Below are 18260 nucleotides of genomic sequence, written 5' to 3' on the forward strand. Positions count from 1 at the left end.
ACCGTCTCAAAGTCACCAATTTACCAGCAAAGAACGCTGATAAATTCCCCGGCTGAGCCCAGATTGGACTTCACTCACGGCTCAGATGGTGGACGCGTGACGACAGTGACGTAGTGATGACTACTTGTTGAAGGCTTCATGGCCTTGATACTGAATGTATCTGCCAAGTAGGCGGCCTGACTCAAGCCAAAGACCCCGTCTTTAACTTGTCCCGTGGTGTAAGACCGACACAGGGTTCCGCACCTGCCTGACCGCGACTCACACGGTGGCACTGACTGGATGTTGGAGAGGATAGTCAATCTATGTTGTTGCTATCCATAAGCTCAGATGGTGGATTCGTGACGATAGTGATGTAGCGATGACTACTCTTAGCACACTTCACGTGGGCACCAGTTTTGTTGGTGCAAATCGCTACCTAATGACGACTCGGCTAAGACACTACCGGATTAACCTCGCTGGCATTACTTGTTGGTTTGGGTTAATCCGTGTTGTGGACCGTAACGCTAATCGGCATAATCTTGCTGGTATGGCGCCGATAAGGATTGGTTCGTGTTGTGAGCACCCGCTAACTTAGCCGAGAGTGGAGCGATTCTAGGCTCAGCCGGGGAATTTAGCAGTGGTTTTTACTGCTAAATTGGTGACTTTAAGACGGTGATTTTCCGGCTTAAAGCAAGGGCCGAGACCGCTTTTTGGCTCGGACCGTCCTCCCCCAGCGTTCCAGCCTAGAAATCGCGTAACGGTAGGCGACCAGCACCGCCGATGTTGCCCAAAACTAAAACCAAAACCGAATACCAAAAAGAATTAACGGAGGATGATCCATGGAACCCGCGATTAAGTATCGCCTGATTAAAACTGAAAAACACACCGGCGCACGGCTGGGGGAATTGATTACCCCGCACGGCACGTTTCAAACACCGATGTTTATGCCGGTCGGCACCCAGGCCGCAATGAAAGGGGCCATTAGTCCCGAAGAACTGGACGAGATGGGCTCTCAGGTCATTTTGGCCAACACCTATCACCTGTGGCTCCAACCCGGGCCAGACCTGGTTCAAGAAGCCGGGGGTCTGCATAAATTTATGAACTGGGACAAGGGCATTTTGACCGATTCCGGGGGCTTTCAGGTCTTCTCGCTGGCCAAGCACCGCAAGCTGACCGAGGAAGGCGTCCATTTCAGAAATGAAATCAACGGTGATCGGTTGTTCTTGTCACCCGAAAAGGCCATCGACATCGAGAATAAATTGGGTCCTGACATTATGATGAGTCTGGACGAATGCCCGCCGTTCTTTGAAAGTTATGACTACGTGAAGCATTCGGTCGAACGGACCAGTCGCTGGGCGGAGCGGGGCTTAAAGGCCCACGCCAATCCCGACACGCAAGGCCTCTTCGGTATCGTGCAAGGGGCCGGCTTCGAAGACCTGCGCCGGCAATCCGCTAAGGACCTGGTCAGTTTAGACTTTCCGGGTTACTCGATCGGTGGGCTGTCTGTCGGCGAATCCAAGGCAGAAATGAACCGCATCTTAGCGTTTACCACGCCACTGTTGCCGGAAAATAAGCCCCGCTATCTCATGGGCGTGGGGACCGCGGATTCCTTGATTGACGGTGTGATGCGCGGCGTTGACATGTTTGACTGCGTGTTGCCGACACGGATTGCCCGTAAAGGAACCTGCATGACCAGTCACGGTCGCGTGGTGGTCAAAAATGCCGTGTACACTCACGACTTTGGCCCCATCGACGACGAGTGTGACTGTTACGTTTGCCGGCACTATACCCGGGCCTATCTGCGGCACTTGTTCAAGGCAGACGAGGACTTCGGTCGCCGGTTGACCAGTTACCACAACCTGTACTTCTTGCATCATTTGATGAAGCGCGTGCGTCAGGCGATTTTGGATGACAATTTATTAGACTTACGCGAAGAAGTGTTTGAAAAGTACGGCTACAATGCCGAACATCCGAAGAATTTCTAGAAATAATTGGACGGATTCCTTGGATTCTGGTAAAGTTGTCCAATAGATAGAACATAAAGGGGTGAACAAATGTGTTAGGAAACTTAACGATTGCTGCCGGCGGTGCTGGTGGTGGTTACTCAACGTTGATCATCTTAGTTGTCTTCTTAGCGTTGATGTACTTCTTGATGTTGCGGCCACAACAAAAGCAACAAAAGAAGCACCGTGACATGATGAGCCAACTTAAAAAAGGCGATCACGTCATCACGATTGGCCGGTTACACGGTGTGATCGACGAAATCAACCAAGCGGACCAAACGGCAACTTTGGACTGTGACGGTATCTACTTAGTCTTTGACCTGCGGGCCATTGCGCAAGTTACGTCACAAGCACCACAAGCTGTGACGGCCCCAGCCGCTGAAGAAGCCACCAGTGAAGCTGCTAGCGACGACAAGCCAGCTGACAGCGCTGCTGATGATGCCGCTAGTGACGCCAAAGCCACTGACGACGCAACTGATTCGACTGATGACTCAGCTAAATAGTGCGAAAAGTACGGTCTCTCGGAGGCCGTTTTTTTGTTTAAGCAAAACTGGCTGCTGGCGCCCGTTTCGGCCAGCTTAAGTTCACGCATAAGGTTCGGGAAGGCTATCCGGACCTTTTTTCGCGTAGAGTTGGCGTTTACCCGTCGCCAGGTGCTAGGAGTGGGAGACCTTTCCCGCAGTCCCTCACTAGTACTAACGAAATTGCGGACGAAAAAGTCACCCCCTTAGTGAGAATAACGGTAAAAAATGATTACGATCCCCGAGGCACAGCGTTTAGCGAAGGAACGTCCTACCACTTTTCGTTGCGTACCCAACCATTTTTGATTGAAGACAAACGTTTGTTTGGGTATAATTTAATTATTAAAAGACCAGCCACGAGTCGCCCTAAGCGCAGACGTCGTGAACACTTAGTAGAGGTCAATCTGACATCACCTTGGCTGGGGTGGTCTATGCTAATTTTATCTGGGTGGACTACCGAAGCCGAGAGTTCGCTAGAGATGAGTTCAGCTGTGGGAGTTTCCTTAGCGGCGTGGGTCATGGCGCTTAGGAAACTGGCGTCTTTGAGACGTGGGTTGCGGCTCAAAGCGAGGTGTCGAGACCGTCCTTTGGCTCGACCCGTCCGCCCTCAGCGTTCCAACTCATCTCTAGCGAACGGCAGGCGGCCAGTTTGAATAATGTTGCCAAGGAAAGACAGATTTAGCAAACACCAAAGAAAGGGGGTGGCCCGCGTGGTGCCGGAGAAGTATACGCAACGCAAAATTATTCACGTCGACATGGATGCCTTTTACGCCTCCATCGAAGAGCGCGACCACCCCGAATTCAAAGGCCACGCGCTGATTATTGCCCGCGACCCGCGCACGACTGGCGGCCGTGGCGTAGTGACCACCGCCAATTACGTGGCCCGGCAACTGGGCGTGCACTCGGCAATGAATGCCAACGAAGCCTTTAAGCTGGCGCCGAAGGCCACGTTTAAGACACCGGACTTTCCGCATTACCGCGAGATTTCCGACCAGATTCACGCCATTTTTCATGAATATACCGATAAGATTGAGACCGTGGCGTTTGATGAAGCCTATTTGGACGTGACCGAGAACAAGAAACACCTGCACTCCGCGGTTCAGGTCGCCCATGAGATTCAAGTGGAGATCTTTGATAAGACCCATTTGACCTGTTCGACCGGCATTTCTTACAGTAAGTTTTTGGCCAAGGAGGCCTCGGATTTTCGCAAACCAGTCGGTGTGAGCGTCATTTTACCCGAGGACGCCCACGATTTCTTGATGGCGCTGCCGATTGAACGGTACCGTGGTGTTGGGAAGAAGACGGTTCCCAAGATGCATGAGCTGGGCATTTTGACCGGGGCCGACCTGTATCAGCGCTCGCAACTGGAATTGATTCATGACTTCGGCAAATTCGGGTACGTGCTTTACCAGCGGGTCCGTGGCATCGATGAGCGACCGGTCGAGTACCAACGCGAACGCAAGTCGATCGGCAAGGAACGGACTTACGGGCCGCCATTGACGTCGGTGGGGGAAGTGGAAAGCCAACTCCGCCGCCTGGCTGAAATGGTCGCGGTGACGGTCAAACAAAAGCAGCGCCACGGCAAGACGCTGGTCTTAAAGCTGCGCGACAGCCAGTTCAACACCATCACCAAGCGCGTGACGCAGACCGATTTCATCGACAACGACCCCGCGGTGTATTACGACCTGGCCTTAGATCTGTATCACAGCGTGGCCAGCACCGATGAACAGGTCCGCCTGCTGGGCATCACACTGACGGGATTGGCCGCTCAAACGTTTGAAAACGTGCGGCTCCCGTTGTTTGACGGCGACCGCCGTGACCGTGATTGAGCGAAAAGCCGCGGCTTTTAACAGACTTTCTTTGAAATTAGGCGCCAAAACTTGTATACTGAAACGCGGTATCGACGCGTCTTGGTCGAAAAAATCGGATAGAAAACGGGTGAAATTATGGCTATTGAAGCTGCCATTTTAGAAGAAATCAAGAAATATCAAACGATTATGATTCACCGTCACCAACGGCCAGATCCTGACTGTATTGGGGCGCAACTGGCCTTACGGGACATTTTACGGGCGAGTTTCCCCGACAAGAAGATCTACGCTGTGGGCAAACACTATCCTGGCTTTGATTGGATGGGGCAGGCCGACCAAGATGTGCCTGACGACGCGTATCACGGGGCGTTAGTGATCGTTGTGGACACGGCTAACCAACCGCGAATTGATGACGAACGTTGGTCAACGGGGGCGGCGGTCATTAAGATCGACCACCATCCCAATGACGATGCCTTTGGCGACATCCAATGGGTCTTGGACCAAGCGTCCAGCACCTCAGAAATCATGTACGATTGGTACGCCGCTAATCAAGCAGACCTGACCTTGCCCGACGACGCCGCGCGGTTACTGTACGCCGGCATTATTGGCGACACTGGGCGCTTCATGTACCCAGCGACCTCGGCCAATACGTTCGCCGTGGCCAGCAAGCTGTTGACGTACAACTTCTCGATGACCGACGTTAACCAGGCGGAAGACGAAATTTCGCCCGCCATGGCACGGTTGTCCGCTTACGTTTACCAGAACTTAGAAATTTTGCCTAGTGGGGCGGCTTACCTGAAGCTGACCGACGAAATCGTGGAATCCTTTGGCTTAGCGGCCAAGGATTCGACGTCCGCGGTCGTGCCATTACCCGGTAAGATCACCACGGTGGTGGCTTGGGCCATCTTCGTGGAGTCCAAGGACAAGACGTTCCGGATTCGGCTCCGTTCCAAGGGCCCATCCATCAATGAACTGGCAAAGAACCACGGTGGGGGCGGCCACGCCCTGGCCAGTGGCGCAACGGCCCACGATCAGGCAGAAATTGACCAGGTTGTCCGCGAGCTCGATGAGTTGGTGGCCAACACTAAAGGAGAAAATGAATGACCGCAGATTTTAAAGAATTCAAGCTACAGCCGTACATCATGACGGCGTTGCACAAGATTGGCTTCACCAAGCCGACCAAGGTCCAAGAAAAGTTAATCCCCGTGATTGCGGCGGGTAAAGACGTTGTGGGCCAATCACAAACCGGGAGTGGGAAGACGCACACCTTCCTGTTGCCCATCTTCAACCAATTAACGTCAGACAACCAGGTTCAGGCCGTCATCACCACGCCGAGCCGGGAGCTAGCTTATCAGATCCACACGGCAGCCGAACAGCTGGCCGCAGAAGCCCCATTTGAAATTCGAATCGGCAATTACGTCGGCGGGACCGACAAGAAGCGCCAAGTTGAAAAGCTGCACCATTTCCAACCGCAATTGGTTATCGGGACGCCCGGTCGGGTCATGGACTTGATTCAATCGGATGCCTTAGACGTGCACACCGCGCGCCAATTTGTCGTCGATGAAGCTGACATGACCTTGGACCTCGGGTTTTTGGATCAGGTGGACCGAATCGCCGGACGGATGCCCAAGGACCTGCAGATGATGGTCTTTTCCGCCACGATTCCCCAACGGTTGAACCCGTTCTTGCAAAAATACATGAACCATCCCGTTAGAGAAGAGATTCCCACCGACACGATCATTTCGGATACCATCGACAACTGGTTGATTTCGACTAAGGGCCAAAACCGCAATCAGTTGATCTACCAGCTGATCACGATGGGCGAGCCTTACTTAGTCTTGATCTTTGCCAACACCAAGACGCGGGTCGAACAGATCCATGATTTCCTACAGGCCCAGGGCATGAAGGTCGCCATGATTCACGGGGGCATCAAGCCACGGGAACGGAAGCGCGTCATGCGTGAAGTCAAGAACCTGCAGTATCAATTCGTCGTGGCCACCGACTTGGCGGCCCGGGGCATCGATATTGAAGGGGTCTCGCACGTCATCAACGACGACATCCCCGAAGACCTGGACTTCTTCGTCCACCGGGTCGGCCGAACGGGGCGTCAGGGAATGCACGGCACGGCCATCACGCTGTATTCACCAGATGAGGAAGCTAAGGTCGCTGAAATTGAAGCGATGGGCATCAAGTTCCAACCCAAGCGCATCAGCAACAATGAGATCGTGGATTCCTACGACCGCAACCGTCGGACCAAGCGAAACAAGAGCACGGAAAAGCTGGATCCAGGCTTGATCGGTTACGTGAAGAAAAAGAAGAAGAAAATCAAACCAGGCTACAAGCACCAAATCAAGCAAGAAATTCACCGCAGAAAAGACCAAGAACGCCGAATCGCCCAACGCCAAAGCGCAAGAAACGAGCGAAAGCGACGGAAGCGCGAGTCGGAGCGGTATCAGTAAAAGAGTGCGGAGCGAACCGCTTAGACTCTGAGCATTAGAGGAATAAGGTGTTCCTATTCGGCAAAGCCGGATAGGGGCACCTTATTTTTCTAAGCGCAGGAGTCTGGTTCGCGGAGCACGTTTCGGAGGCCGCCAGGACCAGGATAGCCTGGCGAAGATGTCATTAACGAACTGAGCCAGTCAAGCCACGGAGGTATACCCCCGGGCAGGAAGTCTTATTTTTACTAAGCGCAGGGACCTGCCCGTTTTGGCACGTGTTGCAGTAATAGCGTCCGTTGGCCATATGGCCGGGGAACCATTGAATCACCATTGTATCTGGCCGTCTCCAATCGTAGCCGAGAGCTCACCAAATATGGGTTCAGCCGTGGGAGTTCCCTTAGCGGCACGGTTTATGGCGCTTAGGGAACTGGCACCTTGGGGACGCGGGCTATCGGCCCCAAGGTGAGGGCCAAGACCGCCCTTTGGCTTGGCCCGACGCCCACCGCGTACCGACCCATATTTGGTGAGCGGTAGGCGGACAGTTGTCGCCATGCTGTCAGCCGCAGGCACTACTGTCGCTGTTTCCAAAAAAAGACAAGATACTGGTAAAAACCGGGAAACCTTAATTGACAAGGAGCCGCACCACCCCTATAATTTCAAGTGGACATTTAAATATTACTACGAGGATATACCCCGAATCGGTGACTTTCAGAAACGTTTTGGTAGCTGTGAAAAACGACTCATGGATTCGGTGGCGCTCCCTCAGTTTCATCGCGACTCAGCGTTATGAGTTTAAGAGGTTAACGATTAAAACATCGTTGCAAGTAGAGTGGTACCGCGCTTCGGCGTCTCTACGGGCAACGGTGTTTTTGACATTTTGGGAGGTTATTTAAGAGATGAAAGAGCTTACAAGTAGTCAAATTCGTCAAATGTACCTCGACTTTTTCAAGTCGAAGGGGCACACGATTGAACCTAGTGCATCCCTGGTTCCTAAGGATGATCCGTCATTGCTGTGGATCAATTCTGGGGTGGCCACGATGAAGAAATATTTCTCCGGCCAAGTGGTTCCGGAGAATCCGCGGTTGACCAGTTCACAAAAGAGTATTCGGACCAACGATATTGAAAACGTGGGGAAGACGGCGCGACACCACACGCTGTTTGAAATGCTTGGGAACTTCTCCGTGGGGGATTACTTCAAGAAAGAAGCCATCACCTGGGCCTGGGAATTATTGACGTCTCCCGACTGGTTCGGCTGGGATCCCGATAAACTGTACATGACGGTCTACCCCAAGGATACTGACGCCAAGGATGACTGGGAAGCTGCCGGTGTGGCGCCTGATCACATTATTCCGGTTGAAGACAACTTCTGGGATATTGGTGAAGGTCCTTCGGGTCCCGATTCCGAAATCTTCTACGACCGCGGTGAGGCCTTTAACAACCTGGCGGCAGACGACCCAGAAAACTATCCTGGTGGCGAAAACGAACGTTACCTGGAAGTGTGGAACATCGTGTTCTCACAATTCAACCATGAGCCGGACGGTAGCTACAAGCCACTGCCACGGAAGAACATTGATACGGGGATGGGGCTCGAACGGGTCGTTTCCATCTTCCAAAATGCGCGGACGAACTTTGAGACCGACCTGTTCTTACCCATCATTGAAAAGACGGCCGAACTCAGCGACGGCAAGAAGTACGGGGCTAACGCCGAAGACGACGTGTCCTTCAAGGTGATTGCCGACCACGCGCGGGCGATTACGTTTGCCATTGGTGACGGGGCGCTGCCAGGTAACGAAGGCCGCGGTTACGTCATTCGGCGGTTGATTCGGCGGGCCATCGTCAACGGCCAAAAGCTGGGCATCCAAGGGGCCTTTTTGGACCAATTGGTACCGGTTGTCGGTAAGATCATGCAATCTTACTACCCAGACGTCTTACAACAGGCCGATTACATCGCCAAGGTCGTTCGGTCCGAAGAAGATCGGTTTGGCGAAACGCTGGACGGCGGATTAACGTTACTGAACAGCCTGATTGCCGATTTGAAGAAGCAAGGCGGTAGCCAAATCGCTGGTCCCGATGCCTTCAAGTTGTATGATACGTATGGCTTCCCGGTTGAGTTGACCGAAGAATATGCTGATGACCAAGACATCACGGTCGACGTTGACGGTTTCAAGGCCGAAATGCAAAAGCAAAAGGACCGGGCCCGCAACGCACGGGGCAAGCAAACGGCCATGGGCTTACAACATGACCTGTTGATCAACGTCAAGACCCCTAGCAAGTACGTGGGGTACACCCAACTGGCCACGACCAGCAAGCTAACGGAACTGGTCGTCGATGACCAATTGGCTGACGAAGCCACGTCCGGCACGGTCGAAGCCATGTTTGATACCACGCCGTTCTACGCGGAAATGGGTGGTCAGGTCGCTGATAAAGGGGACATCTTGGACGAAGACGGTCATGTGGTTGCCCACGTTGCCGACGTCCAACACGCCCCGAACGGCCAAAACCTCCACACGTTGACGGTCGTGGCGCCATTGAAGAAGGGTGCCACCTACCAATTGAAGGTCGACACGGTCTTCCACAGCAAGGTCGAAAAGAACCATACCGCGACCCACTTGTTGGACAAGGCGTTACGAGAAGTCTTTGGCGAACACACCCAACAGGCCGGCTCCCTGGTCGAAGGCGATTACCTGCGTTTTGACTTCACCCACTTTGGGCAAGTCGACCCAGCTGATTTAGCCAAGGCTGAAGCCATCGTCAACGAAAAGATCTTCGCAGAACTGCCAGTCACGACGGTGGAAACGGATATCGAATCCGCCAAGAAGATGGGCGCCATTGCCTTATTTAGCGAAAAGTACGGCAAGGTCGTCCGCGTCGTGAGTGCGGGGGATTTCGTCACCGAATTCTGTGGTGGGAACCACGTTAAGAACACCAACGAGATCGGCTTGTTCAAGATCACCTCTGAATCCGGGGTCGGTGCCGGCGTTCGGCGGATCGAAGCCGTGACGTCTGCGGCGGCTTACAAGTACCTGCATGACCATGACGAAATCTTAAGCGCCGTTGCGGGCGATTTAAAGGTCACTCAGGTCACTGAGGTCGAACAGAAGGTCCAAGCCCTCCAAGCACAGGTCAAGGCCTTAGAACAAAAGCAAGCGGCCTTAGAAGGCAAATTGGCGAGCCAACAAGCCAGCGCTGTCTTTGACAACGTGGCAACGGCCGGTAACTACAAGTTGATCAGCGGGACCGTGCAAGTTTCCAAGATGGATCAGCTGCGGGCATTGGCAGACACTTGGCGTGACCAAGCCCTGTCTGATGTGTTAGTATTAGGAGCCGAGGTCAATGGCAAGGCCAACTTGATCGTCGCTGTGAGCGCGGACAAGCAAAAGCAAGTCAAGGCCGGCGACCTGATTAAGGCCATTTCACCGAAGATCAACGGTGGTGGCGGCGGTCGTCCCAACCTGGCCCAAGCCGGGGGGAAGAATCCTGCAGGCTTGCCAGACGCCATGGCCGCAGCGGCCGACTGGTTGGCTGCGCAAGACTAGCGTGACGAGTTACTTGCAACAGCGAAAAACTCTGTTACACTGGTAATATATTTAACTGGGTTAACCTGGTGAGTAACACTGACCAGCAATTGAAACTAAAGAATGGCTTAGTGGAGGGGAGCAGCTCAATTGGGCGGCTCCCTTCGTACCAGTCGTATTACGAATAGATTACATTGCGTAAGTCCGTTGTAGTTTGACCGGTAATCGAGTAAAATTGAGGCTAAGTGAGGAAGTGCGGGGGTGTTTTATAGTGAGTTCATTAGACAAAACGATGTATTTTGACTTTGGCGCTAACCAACCAAAGGACGTCCACGATACACTGGTAACGGTTTATCAGGCACTAGAGGAAAAGGGTTACAACCCAATTAATCAGATTGTCGGTTACCTCCTATCGGGCGATCCTGCATACATTCCGCGGATCAATGATGCCCGGAACTTGATTCGGAAACACGAGCGTGACGAGATCATCGAAGAACTCGTGCGGGTTTACCTGAATCAGAATGGACCGGTGAAACCTTCATGAAATTAATGGGGTTAGATGTTGGGTCTCGCACCGTGGGTATTGCGATTAGCGACGCCCTCGGGTGGACGGCACAAGGCATCGAGATCATTCCAATCAAAGAAGAGGAACAAATCTTTGGCTTGGACCGGGTCGCGGAGCTGGTGGCCACCCACGAAGTCCAAGGCTTTGTGGTCGGGTTACCCAAGAACATGAACAATTCGTTAGGACCGCGGGCGGCAGCGTCCAAACACTACGGTGAGATGCTAACGGAAAAGTTCGGCCTGCCCGTCGACTTTGAAGACGAGCGGTTGACAACCGTTGAGGCGGAGCGTATGTTAGTGGAACAAGCGGATACGTCCCGTCGTAAACGCAAAAAAGTTATTGACAAATTAGCTGCCGGGTTGATTCTCCAGAACTATCTGGATCGCCACGGCAAGCTGACTAAAGAAAAGTGAGGTTTCCCATGAACGAAGACCAAGAACAAATCACATTAGTTGACGAAAATGGTAATGAAGAACTCTACGATGTCCTGTTTACCTTTGAATCTGACGATTTTGGTAAGTCATACATCTTGATTTACCCATCTGGCAAGAGCGACGACGAGGAAGTTGATATCCAAGCCTACGCCTTACCAGAAGACGATGATCCAGCTAACCCATCTGGTGGCGACTTACAATTAATTGAGTCCGACGAAGAATGGGATATGGTTGAATCCGTACTGAACACCTTCTTAGCTGACGGGACCATTGATCCTAACGCCGGCAAAAAAGACTAGTCAGTTTCAACGCGGGGACGGAAGAAATTCCGTCCTTTTTGCTACGAAAAATGAGAGTGGGCTAAAAGGCGATTAGCCGGCGAGCATTAAGGCTGATAATCGAATAATCCTGGTCTTGGATTGTTTGGTTATCAGTTTTAGGCGGAACCGGCTGCCTTTTGGCGCACGTTTCAGCTATGTAAAGGAAGGCGACGGGGCTGGGAAGTTTTGTCCTAGGCTCGTTTTTGCTACGAAAAATTTCACGGCCGTCTCCCGTTCGCTAACGGTTGCAATGCGGCCACTACCACTGCCTGCGGCTGCCAGGGGTTCCGCCTGCTATGGGGGACGCCTCCAGCCTGAGGAGCGGTCTTCCGGCTCGCTTGAAAGCCTGGCACAAAACCGCCAGTCTCCCAAGTCGCCCCACGCTGTAGGCCGAGAAAATACCTCGGCCAACACCGTCGACACAGCTGGCTCCACCCCTGGCCTCCTCCGGCAGTGGTAGTGACACGCTGCAGCGTTAGACGATGATGGCCGCTGATAGCGACTGAGGCTGCCGGTACCAACTGGGCCAATGTTGGCTGCTGGTACACGTTTCGGCCATGAAGCCATTTTAAGACGTGGGCTGCGGCTACGGCAGGGCATCAAGACCGTCCTGTCGTCCTATGCGGTTTGACCCGCTCACCGCGTTCCAGCTGGCAGCCGCAGGCAACTGGTTTCATCCACGTCACTGACACGGCGAACGGGCGGCGGCCAACTAGCACAAACGTCCTGGCAAAAAAACAGTTTCAGTCGGAACTGACAATCTTACAAGCATTTTAAGCGGCAAAACGTGCGGCCGCCTACCATTTAATGGTAAAATAAGGCGTTGTGCCAAACAGGGGGAATTTTAAAATGACTGAAGAAACACACCGCTTTAAAGCCGTTATTGCGGGTAAAAGTTACACGATCGTCGGCCAAGCAACAGACGAACACATGCGGGCAGTCACCGAGGTGCTGAACCAACAGTTCACGCAGCTCAAGGAACTGTCACCGAACATCAGTAAAGAAGACGCGGCCATCTTGATGGCGTTCAATGCCATCTCGGATCAACTAAAGATGGCGGCGGCAAATGACCACGATGATGACACCCAACCGGATTCGACGGAAACGGAGGAATAGTTTGGTTTTAAGCTTAATCATTCTGGCCGTCTTAATTTTGGGCTTTCGGCGCGGATACCGGCGCGGGCTGGTCTTGCAGATCTTAAACACGATTGGTTACATCGTCGTGTGGATTGCCGCGCGGCTGGGTGCCAAGCCGTTAGCCAGTGGCATTGGCCAATTTGTGGGCAATTTGTCGCTCAACAGTTCGGTCAGTGCCGTGACGGCCGGGCAGAGTAGTTCCTTTTTCTTAAACGGCCTGGCTTTTTCGGCGATTCTGATGGTGGGCTTTTTCATCGTCCACCGGGTCGCCTATAGCCTCAACAAGGTGACCTGGCTGCCGGTGATCCATCAGGTGAACTCGCTGGCCGGGGGCCTTATCAATCTGGCCATCCGTTACGTGGTGATTTTTTTAACGTTAAATTTATTGATTCTGGTCCCGATTTCGGGATTTCAGAGCAGTTATCAAGCGTCACCAGTGGCGCAGTGGATCGTGAAGCAAACGCCGATCTTGTCCAAGCGGGTCTTTAGCTGGTGGCTAACGGAACACACATCGAATTAAACGCAATTCGGGAGGACCCAAATGAATTCAAAAACTTTAAAAATTATGGAGTACGACCGCATCAAGCAAGCCTTACGGGGCTACTTGGTCTCCGCTGCTGGCCAACACGAACTGGCCAAGTTAGCGCCCACGGCCGATGCCAAACAACTCCAGATCTGGTTGGATGAAACCAGGGATGGTGCGGATATTTACCGCTTGGAAAGTGGGATTCCCCTGCCCAAGTTGGATGATATTCGGCCCCATTTACACCGGTTGGCCATGGAAGCCGCGCTGAACGGGCTGGAATTGGCCCAGATCAGCCGGGTGCTGTGGACGACGGGGTCAGTCGCAAAATTTTTCCGCGACCTGGCCGAAAAGGAAGTGGCGTTGCGGCGCCTTGACCGCGAAGTCAAGGAACTGGTGACCTTGCCCGACGTGACGCGCCGGTTGCGCGTTTCTCTAGAAGGCGACGGCCGGTTGACGGATGAGGCCTCACCCGCTTTGAAACAGATTCGCCAACACATTACCCAAACGGAAGCCGCGATTCGCACGGCGATGGACCAATACACGCGCGGCAAGGACGCCAAGTATTTGAGTGAAACTATCGTCACGATTCGAGACGAACGCTACGTGATCCCGGTCCGCGCCGAATACAAGCAACACTTCGGCGGCATCGTCCACGACCAAAGTGCCAGTGGGCAAACGCTGTTTATCGAACCCCAAGCCGTCGTGGGCTTGAACAACCGCTTGCGGCAAAATCAAATCGACGAACGCCATGAAGAACAACGCATCTTGGCGGAACTGACGGCCTTATTGGAACCATACCAGGACGAAATTCTGCGGAATTCAGAAATCCTGGGTCATTTTGACTTTATCAACGCCAAGGCCAAGTACGCTCACGCCCTGAAGGCCACGGAGCCACAATTGTCTGTGGCCAACCAGGTCAGCTTGCGGCAAGCGCGGCACCCGTTGATCGACCAAAAGAAGGTCGTCGCCAACGACATCGCCATCGGCAAGGACTATAAGGCCATCATCGTGACCGGGCCCAACACTGGTGGGAAGACCATCACGTTAAAGACGTTGGCGTTGGTCCAGTTGATGGGCCAATCCGGGCTCTTTATTCCGGCCAATGAAAACAGTGTGATTGGCGTCTTCCACGATATCTTCGCGGATATTGGAGATGAGCAATCCATCGAACAAAGCCTGAGTACCTTCTCTGGGCACATGGAAAACATCGTGGCCATCTTGAAACAGGCCGACGAACACAGTTTGATCGTGGTCGATGAACTGGGTGCCGGGACCGACCCCCAAGAAGGGGCCGCCTTGGCCATCGCCATTTTGGATGAAATCGGGACGCTGGGCAGCTACGTGATGGCGTCGACCCACTATCCGGAGCTGAAGGCTTACGGGTACAATCGGCCGGATACCATCAACGCCAGCATGGAGTTCAACGGCGAGACCCTACAGCCAACATATCACCTGTTGATTGGGATTCCCGGGCGCAGTAATGCCTTAGACATTGCGGCGCGGCTGGGGATGCCGGCACAAGTCGTCGATGCGGCGCGGGGGTTGACTGACCAAGACAGTCAGGACCTGAACGCCATGATCTCTGATCTGACCGAGCAGAAACGCCGGGTAGACCAGGATGCCGAGAGTCTGCGGACCCAACTGGCCGAAGCCAACGAGGTCCACGACCAGTTGCAAAAGCAATTTGACGCTTACCAGCACCAAAAGGATCAACTGATGCTAGATGCCAAACGGGACGCCAACCGGTTGGTCGATGAATCCCGGAAGCGGGCCAACCAAATCATTTCTGACCTGCGCAAGAAGCAGTTGGCCGCCGGCAAGAGCGTCGTCAAGGAAGACGAGTTGATTGCGGCTCAGGGGGCTTTGAACGCCTTACAACAAGACACCAAGTTGAAGAAAAACCGGGTGCTGCGGCGCGAAAAGGCCAAGCTGGACTTCCACAAGGGCGACAGCGTGCTGGTCAAGTCTTATGGGCAAATCGGGGTCTTGATGCAGCAGCTGGATGATAGCCATTGGGAGGTCCAACTGGGCATCTTGAAGATGAAGATCGCCAACAACGACCTGGAAAAGACCAAGGACCCGGCCAAGTCGGCCAAGCAACCGCGGGCCAGTGTCAAACGCAGTGGCTCTAGCGGCATGTCGCCAACCTTGGACTTGCGGGGGCACCGCTACGAAGAGGCCATGGCCGAGGTGGACCGTTACATTGATTCCGCCCTGCTGGCCGGTTACCCGTCCGTGACGATCATTCACGGCAAGGGCACCGGGGCCTTACGTAAAGGGGTCACCGAGTACCTGAAGCGCAACAACCGCATCAAGAGCTTCGGCTTTTCACCCGCCAATGCCGGCGGGGACGGCTCTACGGTTGTCCGGTTTAAGTAATAAGCAGAAACTACTAATAAATTGTAAGCAATTTAGTTGTGATTTTAGAATATTCTGTTAGACTTAGAAATATAGTCGATAATTTGAGAGGGAGGCAATAGGTATGGCAGTAGCAGAAACAACTGATAAGACCTTTGAACAAGACACAGCAAAGGGTGTCACGCTGACTGATTTTTGGGCAACTTGGTGTGGTCCTTGCCGGATGCAATCACCCGTCGTGGAACAACTGGCCGATGAGATGGACAACGTGACCTTCAACAAGATGGACGTTGACGCTAATCCGAACACACCCCAATCTTTTGGCATCATGAGCATCCCAACCTTGTTAGTCAAGAAGGATGGCCAAGTGGTCGACTCCATCGTGGGCTACCACTCCAAGGATCAATTGAAGAAGATCTTAGACCAATACGTTGAGGCCTAACGAGACATTAAAAAACGGTTGTCACATTTTTTTGTGACAACCGCTTTTTTAATGCAATGAAATGACTGGTGACCCGTCTAGTCCGCGTCTGGCGTATCCGGGCGAACGATGGCCAGAGGTTCCGGCGCATCGTAGTCGGGGATGACGTCGTCGGGGTCGGTGTAGACGTCAAAGGTCACGGTGGTGGCTTGCAGCTTGCGAGGGGAGTCGACCAGCTCCGCTTCGGCGGCCACACCCAGCTGTTGGGCCATCATTTCGGCCAAGAAACCGGCCTCTAGGGTGAAGTCGTCTTCACCAGCGACTTGTTTGCGGAGCTTGACGGGCGCGCCGCTGAGCTGCCAGCGCGTCATTTGCGCAGTCTGTTTGACTAAGGTCAGCGTGCCAAAACCGGCCTGGCTAAAGAAAGTCGCGGCGTCCTTGGGGTTGCCCAGAGGAAAGCGCCGGGCCAGTGATTTGCCAGCCCAGTAGCTGATGGCCCCCTGGTCGTCGCCCAACAATTCGGGGAGGAGGGCTTCACGAATCAGCATTTGCGGGAAATTAGCGGCTCCGTCGGCATCGGCCATGACGGTTTGATATAAATTTTTCACGATGGTTGGCTCCTTCATTCCGTTTCAGTTCTGTGACCATTATACCGTAGTTTTTTTACAAATATGACAATCTGCTAAATTTTAGGCATTTTTTAGGACTAACCGGGCAGATTGACTAGTGTGAAACTTGAAACCGGTTCATAAAAAGGCGATAATGGAGATTCAAGAACATCGAGAAGGAGCGTTGATTCATGCAAACAGATCCGATTGGCCTCATGGATTCAGGAGTCGGCGGTTTAACGGTTTTAAAAGAAGTTCAGCGGGTCTTGCCTGCTGAGAACACGGTATTTTTGGGTGACCAGGCACGCCTGCCATACGGTCCCCGGTCGGCAGAAGAAGTGACAACGTTCACCCGGCAGATTGCCACTTACTTACGGCAACAGGCTCATATGAAGTTATTTATCATTGCCTGTAATACGGCCACGGCTGCGGCCTTGAGCCAAATGCAAGCGGAGCTACCAGTCCCGGTCGTCGGCGTGATTGCCCCCGGGGCGGGCATGGCGGTTCAGACCACGAAGAATCATCAGATCGGGGTCATCGCCACGGAAGGCACCGTCAATAGCGGTCAGTACCAGCGCGACATTTTGGCGGCGGATGCCCAAAGCCAAGTCATTAGCGTGGCTTGTCCGCAGATGGTGACCTTGGCGGAGCAAAATGATTTGAATTCAGCCCACGCCCGCGAGATTGTGGCGCAGAACCTGGCACCACTGCAGGGGACTGGCATCGATACGCTGGTCATGGGGTGTACCCATTTTCCACTCTTGCGCGACGCCATTCAAGCGGCGGTCGGCCCGGACGTCACCTTAATCGACCCGGGAGTCGCTGCCGCCCAAAAGGCTGCTGAGATTTTAAAGCAACAACACGCGTTGAACGCCAGTGGGGACCCGGTCACGGCGACCTACTACACGACAGGAGACGTTGCGCAGTTTAATCAATTAGCGAGTGAATGGTTGGACTTAGCTCCAAAGGCTGTCCACCATTTATCCGAGTCCGTTTTAGACACTTCCCAGGAGGCAGAATAACTTATGGCAAACACCTTAGTCATTGCAACCAACAACCCGGGCAAGGCCCGCGAATTTCGTGCGATTTTCGAACCCAAGGGCCTGCAGGTCAAAACGTTGGCAGATTTTCCCGATTTGAAACAGGTCGCAGAAACTGGGCAGACGTTTACGGAAAACGCGACGCTCAAGGCGACGGCGGTGGCGCAACAGACCCAGCTGCCGGTTTTGGCTGATGATTCTGGCCTGATGGTCGACGCCCTGAACGGTGAACCGGGGATCTATTCTGCCCGGTACGCCGGTGACCATGACGACGCCAAGAACAATGCCAAATTACTGGCGAACCTGCAAGGTGTTCCGCAAGCCAAACGGGGCGCGGCCTTTCACACGTCGCTGGTCTTGATCAAGCCCAACGGCAAGAAACTGGTCGCGACGGGTGAGGTTCGTGGTGAGATTTTAACGGCACCGCGCGGCCATGACGGTTTCGGTTACGACCCGTTGTTTTACGTCGCCGAAGACGGGCAGACGTTTGCCGAGATGAGTCTAGCGTTGAAGAATAAGCACAGCCACCGCGCCAAGGCCACGGCGGCAATGTTACCGCAATTCGATGAGTGGTGGGAGGAATAAAC

General features: G+C 53.5%; 16 protein-coding genes. 15 read left to right on the top strand and 1 reads right to left on the bottom strand.

Features of this window, described 5'->3' with window-relative positions; translation table 11 throughout:
* The first annotated feature begins 818 nt into the window (after positions 1 to 818).
* From tgt to trxA, 13 genes are all read left to right on the top strand, one after another.
* A complete protein-coding gene (tgt, locus tag EGT51_RS05120) occupies positions 819 to 1964 on the top strand; it encodes a tRNA guanosine(34) transglycosylase Tgt (protein WP_135367689.1) in 1146 nt (381 codons plus the stop codon).
* A 71-nt stretch (positions 1965 to 2035) separates the two neighbouring features.
* On the top strand, positions 2036 to 2485 hold the full coding sequence (yajC, locus tag EGT51_RS05125) for a preprotein translocase subunit YajC (protein WP_135367690.1): 450 nt from the start codon (positions 2036 to 2038) through the stop codon (positions 2483 to 2485).
* Positions 2486 to 3258: 773 nt separating this feature from the next.
* Positions 3259 to 4332 (top strand): DNA polymerase IV, encoded by a 1074-nt coding sequence (dinB, locus tag EGT51_RS05130; RefSeq protein WP_404819918.1) that lies wholly within the window; start codon positions 3259 to 3261, stop codon positions 4330 to 4332.
* Between the two features lie 117 nt (positions 4333 to 4449).
* Positions 4450 to 5415 carry a DHH family phosphoesterase gene (locus tag EGT51_RS05135; RefSeq protein WP_135367692.1) on the top strand — a complete coding sequence of 322 codons (966 nt, stop codon included), beginning with the start codon at positions 4450 to 4452 and terminating at the stop codon, positions 5413 to 5415.
* Positions 5412 to 6770: a DEAD/DEAH box helicase gene (locus EGT51_RS05140; RefSeq protein WP_135367693.1), complete on the top strand. Its 1359-nt coding sequence runs from the start codon at positions 5412 to 5414 to the stop codon at positions 6768 to 6770. The genes EGT51_RS05135 and EGT51_RS05140 overlap by 4 nt, the downstream gene beginning before the upstream one ends.
* An 875-nt stretch (positions 6771 to 7645) precedes the next feature.
* Positions 7646 to 10285 (top strand): alanine--tRNA ligase, encoded by a 2640-nt coding sequence (gene alaS / locus EGT51_RS05145; RefSeq protein WP_135367694.1) that lies wholly within the window; start codon positions 7646 to 7648, stop codon positions 10283 to 10285.
* A 250-nt stretch (positions 10286 to 10535) separates the two neighbouring features.
* Positions 10536 to 10808 (top strand): IreB family regulatory phosphoprotein, encoded by a 273-nt coding sequence (locus tag EGT51_RS05150; protein WP_020088343.1) that lies wholly within the window; start codon positions 10536 to 10538, stop codon positions 10806 to 10808.
* Positions 10805 to 11242 carry a Holliday junction resolvase RuvX gene (ruvX, locus tag EGT51_RS05155; protein ID WP_135367695.1) on the top strand — a complete coding sequence of 146 codons (438 nt, stop codon included), beginning with the start codon at positions 10805 to 10807 and terminating at the stop codon, positions 11240 to 11242. Before EGT51_RS05150 ends, ruvX begins: the two co-directional genes overlap by 4 nt.
* 8 nt (positions 11243 to 11250) lie before the next feature.
* Positions 11251 to 11562, top strand: a complete 312-nt coding sequence (locus EGT51_RS05160; protein WP_125576564.1) for a DUF1292 domain-containing protein — start codon at positions 11251 to 11253, stop codon at positions 11560 to 11562.
* 870 nt (positions 11563 to 12432) lie between these two features.
* Positions 12433 to 12699 carry a cell division protein ZapA gene (locus tag EGT51_RS05165; protein ID WP_135367696.1) on the top strand — a complete coding sequence of 89 codons (267 nt, stop codon included), beginning with the start codon at positions 12433 to 12435 and terminating at the stop codon, positions 12697 to 12699.
* Between the two features lies 1 nt (position 12700).
* Complete coding sequence (locus EGT51_RS05170) at positions 12701 to 13240, top strand: CvpA family protein (RefSeq protein WP_135367697.1); 540 nt, start codon at positions 12701 to 12703, stop codon at positions 13238 to 13240.
* A 21-nt stretch (positions 13241 to 13261) separates the two neighbouring features.
* Positions 13262 to 15625 carry an endonuclease MutS2 gene (locus tag EGT51_RS05175; protein ID WP_135367698.1) on the top strand — a complete coding sequence of 788 codons (2364 nt, stop codon included), beginning with the start codon at positions 13262 to 13264 and terminating at the stop codon, positions 15623 to 15625.
* Between the two features lie 103 nt (positions 15626 to 15728).
* Entirely contained in the window at positions 15729 to 16046 is a 318-nt protein-coding gene (gene trxA / locus EGT51_RS05180) for a thioredoxin (protein ID WP_135367699.1), read from the top strand.
* 77 nt (positions 16047 to 16123) lie between these two features.
* Here the strand turns inward: trxA and EGT51_RS05185 are convergent, their stop codons facing one another.
* Entirely contained in the window at positions 16124 to 16633 is a 510-nt protein-coding gene (locus tag EGT51_RS05185) for a YslB family protein (protein WP_135367700.1), read from the bottom strand.
* A gap of 191 nt (positions 16634 to 16824) precedes the next feature.
* Between EGT51_RS05185 and murI the strand changes: the two genes are divergently transcribed.
* Positions 16825 to 17655, top strand: a complete 831-nt coding sequence (gene murI / locus EGT51_RS05190; RefSeq protein ID WP_135367701.1) for a glutamate racemase — start codon at positions 16825 to 16827, stop codon at positions 17653 to 17655.
* A 3-nt stretch (positions 17656 to 17658) separates the two neighbouring features.
* Entirely contained in the window at positions 17659 to 18258 is a 600-nt protein-coding gene (locus tag EGT51_RS05195; RefSeq protein WP_135367702.1) for an XTP/dITP diphosphatase, read from the top strand.
* The last annotated feature ends 2 nt before the right edge of the window (positions 18259 to 18260 follow it).

This window comes from Levilactobacillus suantsaiihabitans (genome assembly GCF_004745505.1).
Taxonomy (GTDB): Bacteria; Bacillota; Bacilli; order Lactobacillales; family Lactobacillaceae; genus Levilactobacillus; species Levilactobacillus suantsaiihabitans.